This is a genomic window from Massilia sp. Mn16-1_5 (assembly GCF_004798585.1).
In the GTDB taxonomy this organism is placed as follows: domain Bacteria; phylum Pseudomonadota; class Gammaproteobacteria; order Burkholderiales; family Burkholderiaceae_D; genus Telluria.
Window position 1 is genome coordinate 78,309 of record NZ_PPXQ01000015.1, and the last position, 15,126, is coordinate 93,434.

Here is a 15,126-nt window from a genome sequence, read left to right on the forward strand (position 1 = left end):
CCGGTCCATGCCGCCAGGTGCGGCATGGACCTCGGTTTTTCATGCCAGTGTTGCGCCGCCGTTTGGCAAAGCGCAGTAAGCTGGCCACTTGCATCGATACGTTTCACATGCGATGGCGCGCACGACCTGCTGCCTGTTACATGTGGCTGCGTTGGCGTATCAGTTCGCCGATATCGCCGGATCATTGTTACTCTCATCTGCACATGCCCGACATTTCCACCAAGCCCTATTTGCTGCGCGCCCTGTATGAATGGTGCACCGACAGCGGTTTCACGCCCTATCTCGCGGTAAAGGTCGATGCGGCCACGACGGTTCCAATGGAATACGTGAAAAAGGGCGAGATCATCCTGAACATCAGCTATGGCGCGACGTCCGGCCTCAAGATGGACAATGACGCGATCCACTTCCGCGCCCGTTTCGCCGGTGTCTCGCGCGAAATCTATGTGCCGGTGCAAAACGTGTTGGCGATCTACGCCAACGAAAACGGCCAGGGTATGGCCTTCGACGTCAGCACCACCGCAGCCGACATGGCCGCTGCCGAGGAAGAAACGACGAGCGCACCGAGCCTGTCCGCCGTGCCTGCTGCCACCAGCGACGCGCCAACGACGGAGGTGTCGCATTCGCCCGACGACGGCGATGAGCCCCCGAAAAAAGGCGGCCGCCCAACGCTGACCAGGATTAAATAGCGTTATAATTCTTGCCGTACAGATTACGCCGGCTTAGCTCATTTGGTAGAGCAGTTGATTTGTAATCATCAGGTGGCCAGTTCGAAACCGGCAGCCGGCACCAGACAGCAGCAAACATCACATGCCTTACGTGCACTGCGCGTAAGGCATTTTTGTTTTTCAGGGCTGGCGCCGCTATTCAGAACCGGACCGGTACCGACACCATCAGGCGAAAGTCCGGCGTGTTGCGCGTCAGGCCCGCGGCGAACAGGATGTCGATGGCGGTCGACGGCGTCAGGACGGCCGAGCCGCCCAGTTCGAGAAACGCGTTGACGTCATCGGTCGGCACCGGTGCGCCATCGATCCGGGTCGTGTCGAGCCAATTCAGGCTGACGGCGGTGCGCAGTGAGGTGGCGGGTGCCGTCGCCAGCGCGGTACCGAAGCGCAGGCCATAGATATTGCCGGGGCGGACATGAAAACCACCTTTTTCACGCGCGCGGTAGCGGGTGGCACTCAGGCTGCCGAAGAACACCAGCGGATCGAGGCGTTTGGTGGCGCTGGCCGAGACTTGTAGCGAAGGAAAGCCGCCGCCCAACGCGACCAAGGGGCCCTGCTCGTAGCTGGTGTTGCGTCCGGTGGCGGCCTGGTAGCCGAGATTGCCGACCAGGCTCGGTAACTTCTCCGTCTCGGCCATGAACTGGTGCGAGGCCGCCAGCGACAAGTCGCCGACGCCATCGGAGTGCGTCGACTGGTTGCCGTTGCTGATCCTTTCGAACACATAGGGCACGCTGGCCTCGAGCTGCGAACGGCCGGGCAGGCCTGCGCGCAGGGTCAGGCCCGGGCCGAAGGAGTTGCGGCGAAACCCGCCATCGCCGGAACTGTGCGAGGCGACGAAGTTCGGTTCGACTTCGACCGTGCCCGACGAGAGCACTGAGGCCCGTTCCCGCACCAGGGCGCGTTCGAGCGCGCGATTGCTTTCGGCGGCGGCATCTTCCGGCGCCGTGTCGGCAAGCGCACCGGTGGCGACGCGCGCCGGTGTCAGGGCACGTTCCAGTACCTGGATGCGTTGCTGCTGGCGTTCGATCGTGGCCGCCTGCTCGGCGATCTTGCGCCGCAAGTCCTCGTCGCTCTGGGCGCAGCACGCCGTTGCGGCGCCAAACAGGAAGGCGCCGGCCGTCAATTTGTTCATGGTATTCCCATTGGTTTATTGGATGCCGAATCCGATGCCTGACCATTTCTCGGCGAAAGCGGATTGAGCCATTTCATAATTCCCGAAACTGGGATCGCCGATATTGATGCCGGTCGGGCCAACCCGGCGCACGACGACGAAATGGGCATAGCCATTCATGGTGATGGGCACGATCATCGGCACCCGCTCGGCCAGGTCGGCAAGCGTCATGTTCATGTAGCCCTCTCCCTGGAACCCGAGCCTGGTCAGGTAGCGCTGCATGTCCAGCAGCGAGAAGCCGCCCCGTACGCGTACTCGCAAGGGATCGGTCTGGCGCAGCATGCCGCGGGCGACGGCTTCCTCGTTGGTGGATACGCCCTTGTAGTAACGCAGCACGGTCGCCAGGGTGGCTGCACCGCAACTGTTGTCCCAACGCTGAGGAAACAGTGCTTCGTGCCGGATTTCGAGCAGCGAGCGCACTGGACGCTCGGCCCATACGGGGTTCGAGCCCAGCAGAACGGCCAGTCCCAGCGCCCAAGAATACCGGGATAGGAGCACAAGGCGGGTCAAGGACCCGCCCCCATGAGCATGGCTCATCGTCCGGACGAACCGGTCGGGTTGGTGTTCGGCCGGTTCTGTCCCGGCGGCAGGTTGTCATTGGCGGTCTTCGACGGCGCAGTACCGCCGTTGTCGCTGCCCGGATTGCTCGGGTCCGAACCGTTGCCCCAGCCATTGTTGCCCTTCCCGGTAGGTTCCGGGCAGCCGCAGGTGCAGTCGGTGCCGGCCACCACGTCGTCCAGTTGTGCGCTTGACATGCGCACCGGTGCGCCCAGGGCCGGCAAGACGACAACTGATGCCAGTGCGATGCCTGCAGTAAGTTGTTTCAACATGATGCGCCCTCCTTTTAAAAATCGCCCGTAGGCGAGAGGTTCAAGATGGGACGTGGAGCTGCAAAGCGTTTGATTGAGGTCAAACGGGACAGGCCTGCGCTAGGCTCAGCGCACTCGGCAAAGTGCATCGGATCCGCTCATGGGCACGCGTGCCAGGGCGCAGCGCCTGCCGAGGCGCGGTGCGCGATGCTGGCGCCCCATCCCGGGACACGCCGCAGCCGGCGCACTGCCTGGGTGCATTTTTTACCGCGCGCACATGCTTAATAGAGGGCAGATGAACGGCATGCTTCTTGCTGAGTTATTGCTTGGTGAGGAGGCTGTCCATGCGGCCTGCAGTCCAGCCAGCGCGCGCTTGCCAGCGCCGCCCCGTCCATTCAATTGAGGAGTTGCCATGCCCCGCTTCCTGCGCCGTCTCGTACCGATCGCTGCAATCCTCCTTGCCATCCTTGCCGCCAGCTTCGGCGCGGCCCCCGCCCAGGCCAGCGAGGGCGATACGCCGCACCTGATTCACGCATACGAGGGCTGGGTGGCGCTGGCGGTGGTGGTCCTTTCGCTTGCAGGCGCAGGCGTGCTGGTCAGGCGAGCCCTGCGTCGTTGATCGCTCGTGCGGCGTGCTGGTTTTGGCATTTCATTCCGCCCATTGCGCAGCCCGTCGCACGGCACGCGCCGCCGCCGATCCCGCCTCCTATAGTGGCGTCATCAAATCGACGGAGACAACCATGAACAAATTGCTTGGCACCACCTTACTCGCCTCGGCCCTGGGCTTGAGCGCAAGCGCCGCGCTGGCAGCCGACCTCGTGCGCGAAGCGCGCCCTGTCGATGCGCGCGTCACCCGCGTCAAGCTCGAGGGCGTGACCGACCTTGTCGTGCGCCAGGGCGCCACGCCCTCGCTGGTCATTTCGGGAGAGCGCGCCGATGTCGCGCGCGTGACGACGCGCCAGCAAGGAGAGACGCTGCAGATCGATACCGAACGCCGCAATAACGGGTCGTTCGAGCGCCATGCGCAGCTGCGCGCCGAGCTGGTCGTGCCGAACCTGGCCGAATTCGTGTCGGGTGGCGTGGGCGCCAGCACGGTCAGCGGTTTCAGCGGAGACAAGATCGTCGTCTCGCTGGATGGAGCGGGCGCCGTCAAACTCAATGGCAACTACCGCACTGTGGATGCCCGCCTCGGCGGTGTCGGCAGCCTGAGCATCGATACGGCCAAGGCCGAGCGGATGGATCTCGCCTTGCGCGGTGCCGGCCAGCTTGCCGTGACCGGCCAGACGCGCGCACTGCGCGCGACGCTCGCGGGAATCGGCAACCTGGACGCGGAAAAGCTGCGCGCCGAAACCGTTGATCTCGACATGAGCGGCCTCGGCGGCGCAACCGTGTATGCCAGCTCGGCGGCCAGCCTCAACCTGAGCGGCATGGGCTCGGCCACCGTCTATGGCAAGCCGGCGCAGCGCAATGCCACGACGGGCGGCATGGGCCATGTAAGCTGGCGCTGAACCCAGCCGGCTATTTCAGGACGGTGTTGTTGCGCACCTCCTTCACGCCCTTGACCTCACGCGCGAGCTGCACCGCCTTCTGGGCGCTCTCGCGCGACTCGACGAAGCCGCTCAATTGCACCGTGCCCTTGAAGGTTTCCACCTTCACTTCGGTGGCTTTGACGGTGGGGTCGGCCGCGAAGGCGGCCTTGACCTTGCTGGTGATGACGGTGTCGTCGATGTATTCACCGGTGCCTTCGCGTGTACCGGTCGACGCGCAGCCGACCAGCAAGAACACCATGAAGGCGGCGAACACCGAAATGAAACGCTGTGCAATGTTCATGGCAACGCTCCCGTGATGAAGAAGATCGCTTCATTTTCGGGCGCGCGCATCGACAGTGTTTGATACCGAACAAAGGTGCCCGGCCAGGAACGGTCACGGCGCCTTGTCAGGCAGTTCAGCCTGCGCCAGGACTTGCTGCGCTGCCGGCGCCGCGCGCAGTACGAGTTGCCCGCGTGCCAAGTCCTGGCCGAGCACCAGGCGCATATCGCTTGGCTTGCAATTGTCGACCTGGACGACCTGGACGGCTTCGAAGCGCCCGCGTCCACCGCTGCCGAGACGCTGCGCCAGCCGTTCGGCTGCGGCGCGAAAGTCCGCGTGGTGTTCGATCCGGGTACGGCGCACCTGAAAACCTTTTTCATTGCTCAGCCGCGTCACCTGCAGGCCGTCGCCCACGATCTGGTGCGACAGCGTGCGGGCCATGCCGGTGACGCCGTTACCGTTTCGAATCTCCAGCAGCACGAGGTCGGGCCGTGTGCGCGGCGCCTGGGGAGCCGGCTCGGGCGGCGGCGCGCTCTGGGCCAGGGTGGCGCGTGCCGGCAGGCGCAGCAGTTCCAGGGTGCCGTCGGCGGCGGTGCGCACCTCGGTTGCGGCCCAGCCGGTGTCGGGGCGCGCCGGCGCGGCTACTGCCGCTTCGATCGCAGCCACTGCCGTGCCGCCGGCCGCTAAATAATCGCCCCGGAAGTCGTGCTGGCGCAGCGCCTCGGCCTGGCGAAACATCAGGGCCGCCCTCTTTTCCTGGCCGAGGCGGCGCAGGCTTTCGCCCAGGTTGTTCCAGGCACGGTGATCGAGCGGATCGAGGACGCAGGCTTTTTCCAGCGCAGTCACTGCGTTCTGAAAATCACCGCCCAGCAAATAGGCATAGCCGAGGTTGGCGAACAGGTAGGCGCCGTCGGGTCCGCTGCCCGGGCGCAGTTCATCGGTGAGGGCGCGCCAGATCGGAATGGCGCGGGCGACATCGCCCTGGCGCGCGTAGGCGGCAGCCAGTGCGTTGCGCGCACGCACGTGGCCCGGCGTGGCGGACAGCGCCATGCGGTAGGCGGCAATCGCTTCGTCGTGGCGGCCGGCCAGATGCAGCTCGCGTCCCTGGTCGTAGGCGCGGTCGGCATCCAGGGCAGGCGCGGCATCGGGCTGGCGCGCGACGTCGGCACATGCGAGCAAGAGCGCGCCGGTACACAACACCGGGATTTGTTTGAGAATGCGGCGGGCGTGCATGAACGTCTCCTCGATTCAACGGGCGCCACTGACGGCGGCCAGGGTGCGGCCGAGCTGGATACCAGCCGGGCCCAGCAGGACCATCAAGAGCGTCGGGAAAATACAAAAGATGAGCGGAAACAGCAGTTTCAGGCCAATCTTGGCGGCGCACTCCTCGGCCAGCAGGCGCCGCTTGGTGCGCAGGTTCTCCGAGTAGACACGCAGCGAATCGCCAACGCTGGTGCCGAAGCGCTCGGACTGGATCAGCATGGCAACCAGAGTGTCGACGTCGTTGACGCCGCTACGCAGGGCGAAATTGCGCAAGGCTTTTTCCTTGCTAAAACCGGCACGCATTTCCATCAGGACCAATTGGAGTTCCTGCGCCAGCGTGACGCTTTTGATATGGATCTCGCCCGCCACTTTCACGAACGCCCGTTCCAGGCTCAATCCAGCCTCGACGCAGACCGTGAGCAGGTCCAAGGCGTCCGGCAGGGTCTCGAAGATTTCGCGCTGGCGGCGCCGTGCGATATGGTTCAGGCTGACATTCGGCAGGTAGTAGCCGACCGACGCGGCCAGCAGCAGCAGGAACAGGAGCTTGATGCCGGACAGCGTCATCACGGCAGTCGCCACCAGCAGGCCGATCACGGCCGGCCCGAACAGCGCCAGTGCCGTCTTCGCGGCAAAGAACAGCGTCGGCGCGAACGGATTGCGCCAGCCCGCATTCATGAAGCGGGTGCGCAGCGCCGACTTTTCCCATCCCTCTTCCGGAATCGACAGCTTGGTCAACGGCTGGCTCACCTTGGCGACCCGCTCGACCCAGCCGTCGGATTCGAGCTGGGTGGTGTCGGACTTGCCGATGAAGCGGCGCAAGCGGGTGCGCAGGGCTTCCGGCGCGAACAGGATCATCGCCAGCCAGGCCAGCGCGCAGACGATGCCGAAGACGATCAGCAGGAATGAAAATTGTGCAGCATTCATTGCGGCTCCTCAGATACGGATTCGGATGAGCTTGCGCAGCCAGAGAACGCCGAACAGGATCATGCCGGCCGCGTAGTACAGCAAGCGCATACCGCTCGGGTCCGTCCAAAGCAGGCTGACATAGTTCGGCGCGGCCAGGGACAGGATCACCAGCACGGCAAAAGGCAGCAAGCCGAGTATCCACGCCGACATGCGGCCCTCGGCCGACAGCACGCGCACCTGGGCCACCAATTTCAGGCGGCTGCGGATGATGGTGCTGATGTTGCCGAGAATTTCGGCCAGGTTGCCGCCCGACTCGCGCTGGATCAGCACGGCGATGATCAGGTAGCGCAGGTCGGTGAGCGGAATGCGCTCCGCCATGTTGTGCAGGGCTTCGCCCATCGGCACCCCGTAGTTGATTTCCTCGCGCGCGATGCGGAACTCCCTGCTCAGCGGCTCGGGCAGTTCGTTGCCGACAATCTGCAGCACGTTGGTAAACGAGTGACCAGCCCGCAGCGCGCGGGCGATGAAATCGGTGGCGTCGGGCAACTGTTGTTCGATGCGGCACAGGCGCCGCGTGCGTGCGCGCCGGATCAGGATATACGGCAGGAGCAGCGCCGGCAGCGCCACCATCAGGCGCAGCGCGAACGGCAAGGGCCGCAGGCTGCTTGCCGCCAAGGCCAGCAGAAAGGCTGCCAGCGAACAGCCGAGAAAGCGCTCTACCGTCAACGCGCTGCCGGCCTGAATCAGCAACGCGTCGATCTTGTGGAGCGGCGCGATCCCGTGCAGCAAGCGGTCAAAGCCATCGTGAATGCTGAAGCGGCGCTGCTTGAGAATCGAGATGCGTTCGCCGGAACGTCCGCTCCCGCCCGACATGACCTGCAGGCGGCGCGCGATGCGCTGGGCCGCTTTGCCGTACGTGCTCGACCACCACAGATAGACGCCCTCGATCAGCAGGATCACGGCGGCAAACAGGAAGACGGTAAAGCTGTAGAAGAGCAGGTCCATTGCGCGGCTCCACTGCAGGCAAGGCCTGCGGGTTCATTGGTAAATGCGGTCGGGATCGAAGGTGTCGTCCGGGATCTCGGCGCCGTACATCTTGAGGCGGTCGGCAAAGCGCGGACGCACGCCGGTCGCCGAGAAATGGCCCAGCACCTTGCCGTCGCGATCGACACCGGTCTGCTCGAAGCGGAAGATTTCCTGCATTGAGATGATGTCGCCTTCCATGCCGGTGATTTCCTGCAGGCTGACCACCTTGCGGCAGCCGTCGATCAGGCGCGAAGCCTGCACCACCACCGTCACCGCCGAGCAGATCTGCTGGCGAATGGCGCGCGGGGTCAGGTTCGCGCCCGCCATGCCCACCATGTTTTCCAGCCGCGACAAGGCGTCGCGCGGCGTGTTCGAGTGGATGGTCGCGAGCGAGCCTTCGTGGCCGGTGTTCATCGCCTGCAGCATGTCGAGCGCCTCGGCGCCGCGTACTTCGCCGAGAATGATGCGGTCCGGACGCATCCGCAGCGCGTTCTTGACCAGCGCGCGCTGGGTGACTTCGCCCCTGCCCTCGATGTTGGCCGGGCGTGTCTCGAGGCGCACCACGTGCGGCTGGCGCAGCTGCAGTTCGGCCGCGTCTTCGATCGTGACGAGGCGTTCGTTGGTGGGGATGAAGCCCGACAGCAGGTTGAGCAAGGTGGTCTTGCCGCTGCCGGTGCCGCCCGAGATCAGGATGTTGATCTTGGCGATGCCCAGGCCTTGCAACACCTTGATCATCGGCGGCGTCATGCTTTTGTAGTCGAGCAGGTTCTGCACCGTCAGCGGGGTCGCGCCGAAGCGGCGGATCGACAGGATCGGGCCGTCCACGGCCAGCGGCGGGATGATCGCATTCACGCGCGAGCCGTCCGGCAGGCGGGCGTCGACCATCGGGCTCGATTCGTCGACGCGGCGGCCCACGCGCGAGACGATCTTCTCGATGATCTTCATCAGGTGGGCGTTGTCGTGGAAGCTGATGTCGGTCAGCTCCAGCTTGCCGCGGCGCTCGACGTAGACCCGGCTGGCCGTGTTGACCAGGATGTCGGAGACGCTCGGGTCGTTCAGCAACGGCTCCAGCGGCCCGAAGCCGAGCATCTCGTGCTGGATGTCGAGCACCAGGTTGTGGCGCTCGTGCTGGTTGAGGACGATGCGCTCCTCTTCGATGATGCGCTGGATGAGCAGGGCCAGCTCGTGCTTGAACTGCTCGGCGGTCAGGCGCTTCAGTCGCTCCAGGTCGATCCGGTCGAGGATCATCTGGTGCATCATCTTCTTCAGTTCCTGATAGGCCCCGTTGCCGGCTTCGGCAGGCAAGGCGCCGGCCTTGCGGTTATCGTCCGAGATGGCAAGGCGTTCACGCAGGGACATGGGAATCTCCTTTAATAGTCGGCTTCGCCGCGCCCGAACAGGCGATCGAGCAAGCCGCGGGATTCAGGGGCGCGCCGTGCGGTGACCAGTTCCACCAGATCGGCCAGGCTGCGCGCGGCCGCGCTCGTGCGCGACAGCTCGAGCACCGGGACGCCCTGGTTGACCGAGTCGGTGACAGCGACGTAATCGTTCGGCACGGTATGCACGACCTCGCAACCGAGCGCCGCATGCAGGTCGGGCAGGCGCAGGCGGCCGCCCTTCTCGTAGCGGTTGACGATCAGGCGGATCGTCTCCAGCGGGTAGCCGAGCGATCGGAAGATATCGAGCAGGCGGCGCGCATCGCGGATGTCGGGCAGCGCCAGCTGCAGCACCGGATAAATCGTGTCAGTGCTGTCGAGCGCGCGCAGCGAGACGGCATCGATCTGGCGTCCGACATCGAGCAAGATGTAGTCGTAATGCTGGCGCGCGACACGCAAGATGGCATCGATGTGCTCCGGCTTGGCTTCCTTCGCCTGCGACGGGTCGTCGGCCGCAGGCAAGACGCCGAAGCCGCGCGTGACGTGCACCAGGCAGGAGTCCAGGAAGGGGCCGTCGATGCGCGCAATCTGCTCGCACACGTCGGACAGCGTCATGCCCGGCTTCTGGTCCGAGACGTACAGGGCCGCGTCGCCGAACTGGCCGTGCAGGTCGATCAGCAGGACCTTCTTTTCGGCCAGCGTAGCCAGCGCGTAACCGAAGTTAGTCGAAATAAAAGTCGCGCCGCTGCCGCCTTTGCAGGAAATGAAGGCGAGCACCTTGCCGTCGCGTAGTCCTGCCACGCCGGCCGCCGTGGCGATGCGATCCATCGCTTCGTGGAAGGCGCGATGCACGAGCGGCAGCTGCAGCACTTCGCGCACGCCGGCACGCATTGCGCGGATCAGGAACTCCGGCTGGTGCTGGCTGGTGAGCAGCATGAACTGCGCTTCCGGATACTGGCGCGCCATCCGTTCGAGCAGGTCGGCATCGTCTGGCCTGCCTTCACCGGCATCGACGATCACCAGGCCCGGCGCTTCTCCCAGCGGCCGGTCCAGGGCTTCGCGCATCGAGACGCGGCTGTTGGCCACATTCAGCGGCGGCACGCGTGCCGCGCCCTGGGAGGCGAGCTCGGCAAACAGCAAGCTGTCGCGGCTGATCAAAAGGGCTTTCATGACGGTCCTCGTGGAGCACTGGGCTGGTAAACGATGAAGGGATGGTGGCCGGCGCCGCTCGGCTTACTTTACGCTGCCGAGCGTATTGAGCAGCGGCGCACTCGCCGCGCTGCCGGGTTGGATGAACGATTGCTGGTAGCGCTCGTGCGCCGCGCGTGCCGCCGGCCCGTCGATCCCCGCTGCGGGGTTGGCGTTGGCCGCGCCGCGCGGGTCGATCGTCTGTGCGGCGACATTGGCCCGCACCGAGGCGCCGAAGTTCTGTTCGAAACGTGGAGCGGTCGAGCAGCCTTGCAGCAGCAACAGCGCCACGATGCCTGCGATAGTCCTGGTCGTCATTGCCGCCTCCTATTTGAGTTGGAATCCGTCGACGCTCTGGCCCGTGCGCGCGGTCGGCTCGGGCAGCTTGGCCGCGCTTTCGAGACGCCCGCCGAGCATCAGGGCGGCACGCGAGGGCGCATCCACCCCATCGGTCGGCAGCTTGTAGCCGGTCGCCGTCAGTGGCTTGACCAGGCGCGCCGTGATCACGAAAACGAGCTCGCTGCGGTCCTGCTGGAAGTCGGTGCTGCGAAACAGCGCACCGAGCACAGGCACCTCGCCCAGCACCGGCAAGCCTTTCAGGCTGGTCACCAGGTTGTTCTTGATCAGGCCACCAATGGCGAAGCTCTGGCCGTCGTACAGCTGCACCGTGGTGCTGGCACGGCGGGTCGTCACGACGGGCAGGATCGCCGTGCTGTTAATGCCGGCGGCGTTGATGCCGATCCCTTCACGCGACAGCTCCGACACTTCGGGCGCGACACGCAGGTTGATGCGGCCGCCGCCGAGCACCGTCGGCGTGAAGCGCAGGCCGACGCCGAATTCCTTCTCTTCCAGCGTGATGCGGTTGTTATCCTGCGAGACCGGAATATAAAACTTGCCGCCGGCGAGGAAACTGCCCTCCTGGCCGCTGATCGCCATGACGTTCGGCTCGGCCAGCACGCGCACCAGGCTGTCCTGCGTCTGGGCGTCGACCGCAAAACCGTTGCCGTTCGATTTCTGTGCGCCCAGGCCGCCCTTCGCCGTGCCGCTCAGGAAGTTCGCCGCCACCGCGGCAGCCCAGCTGCCCGAGCCGAAGGTCCAGCTGGTCCCCCCTTCCAGCCGTTCGAGCAGGCTCTTCGACACTTCGGCCACCTTCACTTCGAGCTGCACCTGCTGCGGGGCGGCGACGCTCAGCATGTTCACGAGACGCAGGCCGCTGCCGTTGCCGACGGCGCTGGGCGCGGTCGGCGTCAGGTCCTTCTGCACCGCTCCCAGCGGGCGCAGCGGGCGGCGCACGTAGGCACTCGCCAGCTCGGCCGCGCGGGCGACGACCGACGCGTCGGACACGGTCCCGGTCAGTACCAGCGAATCGGCGGCCGCCAGCACGCGGATGTCCTTCTCCTCGGGCATGACGGCGGCCAGCGTCGCCTGCAGCGCGCTGGGGTCCATCGAAACCGTGATATCGAGCACGCTGCACAGGCCACTGCGGCCTTGCACGATCATGTTGGTGGTGCCGACGTCGACGCCGGCGATGTACATCGTGTCCGGCGATACCAGCATCGCCTGCACGACCTCGGGATTGCCGACACTGCGGTTCTGGACCGCTTCCGGCAGGCGCATCAGGGTCGATTTCCCCATCTGCAGCGCGACCTGGGCCGGACGCGCGGCCTCGCCGCTGCAGCGCGGCCCGGCGCCGGCACGCTCGCCGGCCGCGGGCGCTGCCTCGGCCTGCGGATTCGGACGGGCGGCATGGGCGGCGCCCGCCAGCGCCAGGACAGCGCCGCCCAGCGCGCACTGGCGCAGCAGGGACAGCAGGCCGGCGCGTGGATGAATCGGGGAGCCGGACGGTTGTGAACTGGTGTTCATGATTTCACCTGACACGGTAAGGGGGATCAGAGGCACTCTTGCGAGGAATGCAGACCGTTGATGACGGTGACGCAGTTGCGGCGCACCGGAGGCGTGGAAACCCGGTGCACGACGGGCTTCTCGGGACGGCGCACCACGGGAACCGGCTTCGGCATGGCCGGCTTGACGCCGGAGGCCGCCACCGGCAGCAAGGTCAGCTTGGTTGCGCCCTCGGTCTGCGCCGATTGCGGATCGACCTGGTTGCGTAGCGCCAGCGACAACGTACCGACGCTGCGCGCCAGGTCGAGTTTTTCGGCCTGTTCCGGTGTGACTTCGAGCGTGACGGCGTTCACTACGCGCGGCTTGGTTTCATCGCGGTTGACTTCCTGCGCCACCGCCAGCACCAGGATGCGTTCGAGGACGATCTTCGAAATGCTTTGTTCGCGGGCGTTGCTTCCAGGAGCCGGATCCTTTGCGGTGCTGACGATGATGTCGACATAGTTCCCCGGCAGGGCAAAGCCGGCCACGCCGATGACGTCGTTGACCCGTACCGTGATCGCGCGCTTGCCTTCGGTGATCAGGGCCGACAATCCTCCCAGCGTACCGGCCGGCGCCAGCTTCGCTTCGCTGACCGGTTCGCCGCCCAGCAGACTGCTCTTGAGCACCCGGCCGGCGAGCTTCGCCGGGTCGGTAAAGGCGCCCTTCGGCATGCTGTCGGCGGGCCACTCGGCCAGCTTGAGCATCTCCGGTGTCAGGCGCTGGCCGAGGTTGATGTCGGATGCGGCCACCACGATATGCCCGGCGCTGGTCGTCGGCTGCAACAGCAGCCAGCGCGAAGCGAGGATCACGGCCGTCAGGCCGAACAGGATGGCAACGGCCATCACGACAAGGGCGCGCTTGTTTTTCATGGTTCCATTCCTGCGACGTGGCACGAGGCCGGGGCGCTGCCGCTGGTGCACATGCTGCTCCACGCCTGCTCCAGGGCAGCGATCGTCAGGCGGGGTTCGGTGCCGGCAAAGCCGGCGAAATCGAGCACACGGCCGATCAGCTCGTGCGGATAGCAGGCCAGCAGCGGCGTGCTGGCGGCACGGTGCAGGCGCGTGATCAGGTGATCGATCACGGCCTCGTCGCAGTCGATGCCGTGCAGCCTGCCGGCGCGGCGCAGGAGGCTGCGATAGGCCGGTTCGGCAAGCGCTCCGAGGCCGATGCGGTAGGCGATGCGGCGCAGGAAGGCGGCATCGAAGACGCTGGCTGGCGCCTGGTTAGTGACGAGCACGAGCATCGCGTCGAAGGGCATGCTCTCGCCATGTGCGCCCGCCGCCAGGCGCGCGGGGGCGCCGTCGAGCATGCCGAGCCAGGCCGCAAGCAGCTCGGCCGGCGGCATCTTCCCACGTCCGAGATCATCGAGCACGAGGATGCCGTTGTTGGCCTGCAGCTGCAGCGGAGCACGGTGAATCCCGCTGACGGCGTCGATATGCAGCGTCAGCATGGATGCATCGAGTTCCGCGCCGACGTGCACCAACGGACGCTGGCAGACGGTCCAGCGTGCATCGCAGCTGCGTCGTTCTTCCTGCTGACGGCCCAGCGGTAGCGGGGTGGGATGACGCAGCGGATCGTGGAAGGAAACGATCCGCTCGCCGATCAGGATCGCGTAAGGCACCGCAACCGAGCCCGGCAGCAGGCGCGCCAGCTTGCGCGCCAGCGTGGTCTTGCCGGCACCGCTAGGGCCATGCAGAAGCAGTGGGCGTTGCGCCTGCAGGGCAGCGCCCAGCAGTTCGCGCAAGGCCGGATCCAGGCCGTCTTCGGCCAAGGCGGCGGCCAGCTCGGCCGGCGCCAGATGGCGTATCGGACAGGCCGACGCCCCGTGCGCGCTGGCGCGCCGCGGCGTCAGGGGGCGCAGGGACTGACGCTCGACCATGGCATGGTAAGCAGCGAGCGTCACCGGCGCCGGCCCGACATAAGCACATTCCGCCAGACGCTCGAGCGCGACGCGTTCGCCAATAGCGGTCAACTGGTATTGCAAGTCGATGTCCGAGTCACCCGACCAGGCCACCTCGACTTGCTGCTCGGCTGTCATGGCATTCAGCACTTCGCGCAGCACGCTGACGGACAGGCGGAGTTTTCCGGCTAGTAATGGCAATGGGGCGCGGCCGGTCGCGTGCAAGGTTTTGAGTAACAAGGCTGCCAGCAGGCGCTTGTTGAGCCCGGTGTCGCTGACCGTCCTCGGCTGGCGCGGCAGGACCGCGGTGATCTCCGGGTCAGCCGGCGGCCTTGCAGGCGCGCTCGATGCCGTACCGAAAACCGCCGCAGACGCTGCGAAAGACAGCGTGTCACTCATGATCTTTCTCCTTACATTCACAAGGGCACATTCCCCTGGAATATTGAATTCATTCTAGCGACCGGGTCTTCCTGCCCATTGAGGCGCAGCAAGCGGCCACCGTCAGGTAATTTGCTTTTGTGATAACAACCAGAGCGTGCTGATGGCAATGGCAAGTCCATACGGCATCGCACCGGCACTCGGCCGTACCATCGCCGTTCCCGGGGCAGGCGGCCCGGTTCGTAACAGCATTGAAAGGAGCAAGTGACGCAAGTTGACGTAAGCATCTGCCCAGCGCCGCGTGAACAGGATCATCAGCAGGGCCATGGCGCCGCCTACGCACCAGGTCAGGATGCAGGCATGCGCCGCTTCGACCGGGCCCAGGAACAAACCAACGGTTGCCATCAGCTTGACATCGCCGGCAGCCATGCCGCGTACCAGATACAAGGGCAGGAATAGGGCAAAACCGACGACTGCACCGCCAAGCGCGGCACCGAGGGCGCTGGCCGGCGCCGTGTCGTACAGGCGCAGTCCAAGTGCTGCGCACCATGCAAGCAAGAGAAACAAATTCGGGATTTTGCGTATCGCCAAATCGGTAATGGCCGTACTGACAACCAGGAAAATCAACAACAAATCGAGCCAGATCGAGATAGGCATGATCGATCCACCATAAAAAAAACCCTCCGGATCATAGTCC

The 15,126-nt window shown here is 65.4% G+C and carries 17 protein-coding genes and 1 tRNA gene; 4 read left to right on the plus strand and 14 right to left on the minus strand.

Features of this window, described 5'->3' with window-relative positions; genetic code table 11:
• Window positions 1–203: 203 nt before the first annotated feature.
• On the plus strand, window positions 204–686 hold the full coding sequence (locus C2862_RS18210; RefSeq protein WP_136221548.1) for a ClpXP protease specificity-enhancing factor: 483 nt from the start codon (window positions 204–206) through the stop codon (window positions 684–686).
• 27 nt (window positions 687–713) lie between these two features.
• A tRNA-Thr gene (locus C2862_RS18215) sits at window positions 714–789 on the plus strand.
• 75 nt (window positions 790–864) lie between these two features.
• Here C2862_RS18215 and C2862_RS18220 read toward each other — a convergent pair.
• The 3 genes from C2862_RS18220 to C2862_RS18230 form a co-directional block, all read right to left on the minus strand.
• Window positions 865–1,854, minus strand: a complete 990-nt coding sequence (locus tag C2862_RS18220; RefSeq protein WP_136221549.1) for a transporter — start codon at window positions 1,852–1,854, stop codon at window positions 865–867.
• Between the two features lie 15 nt (window positions 1,855–1,869).
• Window positions 1,870–2,313, minus strand: coding sequence for a C39 family peptidase (locus C2862_RS18225; protein ID WP_168710104.1), 444 nt, complete (start codon window positions 2,311–2,313; stop codon window positions 1,870–1,872).
• Window positions 2,314–2,426: 113 nt separating this feature from the next.
• Window positions 2,427–2,723 (minus strand): hypothetical protein, encoded by a 297-nt coding sequence (locus tag C2862_RS18230; protein ID WP_136221551.1) that lies wholly within the window; start codon window positions 2,721–2,723, stop codon window positions 2,427–2,429.
• Between the two features lie 391 nt (window positions 2,724–3,114).
• Between C2862_RS18230 and C2862_RS18235 the strand changes: the two genes are divergently transcribed.
• Together C2862_RS18235 and C2862_RS18240 are read left to right on the plus strand one after the other, a co-directional pair.
• Window positions 3,115–3,321 carry a hypothetical protein gene (locus C2862_RS18235; RefSeq protein WP_136221552.1) on the plus strand — a complete coding sequence of 69 codons (207 nt, stop codon included), beginning with the start codon at window positions 3,115–3,117 and terminating at the stop codon, window positions 3,319–3,321.
• Between the two features lie 121 nt (window positions 3,322–3,442).
• The gene (locus C2862_RS18240; RefSeq protein WP_136221553.1) at window positions 3,443–4,210 is read left to right on the plus strand and encodes a GIN domain-containing protein; all 768 of its coding nucleotides are present in this window, start codon (window positions 3,443–3,445) and stop codon (window positions 4,208–4,210) included.
• Between the two features lie 10 nt (window positions 4,211–4,220).
• Here C2862_RS18240 and C2862_RS18245 read toward each other — a convergent pair whose 3' ends face one another.
• The 11 genes from C2862_RS18245 to C2862_RS18295 all read right to left on the minus strand — a co-directional run bounded on the left by C2862_RS18245 (window position 4,221) and on the right by C2862_RS18295 (window position 15,086).
• Window positions 4,221–4,532 carry a BON domain-containing protein gene (locus C2862_RS18245; RefSeq protein ID WP_136221554.1) on the minus strand — a complete coding sequence of 104 codons (312 nt, stop codon included), beginning with the start codon at window positions 4,530–4,532 and terminating at the stop codon, window positions 4,221–4,223.
• Window positions 4,533–4,625: 93 nt separating this feature from the next.
• A complete protein-coding gene (locus C2862_RS18250) occupies window positions 4,626–5,744 on the minus strand; it encodes a LytR C-terminal domain-containing protein (protein ID WP_136221555.1) in 1,119 nt (372 codons plus the stop codon).
• A gap of 15 nt (window positions 5,745–5,759) precedes the next feature.
• On the minus strand, window positions 5,760–6,698 hold the full coding sequence (locus tag C2862_RS18255) for a type II secretion system F family protein (RefSeq protein ID WP_136221556.1): 939 nt from the start codon (window positions 6,696–6,698) through the stop codon (window positions 5,760–5,762).
• Window positions 6,699–6,707: 9 nt separating this feature from the next.
• Window positions 6,708–7,685 carry a type II secretion system F family protein gene (locus C2862_RS18260; protein ID WP_136221557.1) on the minus strand — a complete coding sequence of 326 codons (978 nt, stop codon included), beginning with the start codon at window positions 7,683–7,685 and terminating at the stop codon, window positions 6,708–6,710.
• A gap of 33 nt (window positions 7,686–7,718) precedes the next feature.
• Complete coding sequence (locus tag C2862_RS18265; protein ID WP_136221558.1) at window positions 7,719–9,065, minus strand: CpaF family protein; 1,347 nt, start codon at window positions 9,063–9,065, stop codon at window positions 7,719–7,721.
• Window positions 9,066–9,076: 11 nt separating this feature from the next.
• Window positions 9,077–10,252 carry an AAA family ATPase gene (locus C2862_RS18270; RefSeq protein ID WP_136221559.1) on the minus strand — a complete coding sequence of 392 codons (1,176 nt, stop codon included), beginning with the start codon at window positions 10,250–10,252 and terminating at the stop codon, window positions 9,077–9,079.
• Between the two features lie 63 nt (window positions 10,253–10,315).
• Complete coding sequence (locus tag C2862_RS18275; protein ID WP_136221560.1) at window positions 10,316–10,588, minus strand: hypothetical protein; 273 nt, start codon at window positions 10,586–10,588, stop codon at window positions 10,316–10,318.
• Window positions 10,589–10,597: 9 nt separating this feature from the next.
• Window positions 10,598–12,133: a type II and III secretion system protein family protein gene (locus tag C2862_RS18280; protein ID WP_136221561.1), complete on the minus strand. Its 1,536-nt coding sequence runs from the start codon at window positions 12,131–12,133 to the stop codon at window positions 10,598–10,600.
• 26 nt (window positions 12,134–12,159) lie between these two features.
• Window positions 12,160–13,020 (minus strand): Flp pilus assembly protein CpaB, encoded by an 861-nt coding sequence (gene cpaB / locus C2862_RS18285; RefSeq protein ID WP_136221562.1) that lies wholly within the window; start codon window positions 13,018–13,020, stop codon window positions 12,160–12,162.
• Complete coding sequence (locus tag C2862_RS18290; protein WP_229467502.1) at window positions 13,017–14,450, minus strand: ATP-binding protein; 1,434 nt, start codon at window positions 14,448–14,450, stop codon at window positions 13,017–13,019. Before C2862_RS18290 ends, cpaB begins: the two co-directional genes overlap by 4 nt.
• Before the next feature lie 102 nt (window positions 14,451–14,552).
• On the minus strand, window positions 14,553–15,086 hold the full coding sequence (locus C2862_RS18295) for a prepilin peptidase (protein WP_136221563.1): 534 nt from the start codon (window positions 15,084–15,086) through the stop codon (window positions 14,553–14,555).
• Window positions 15,087–15,126 lie beyond the last annotated feature (40 nt).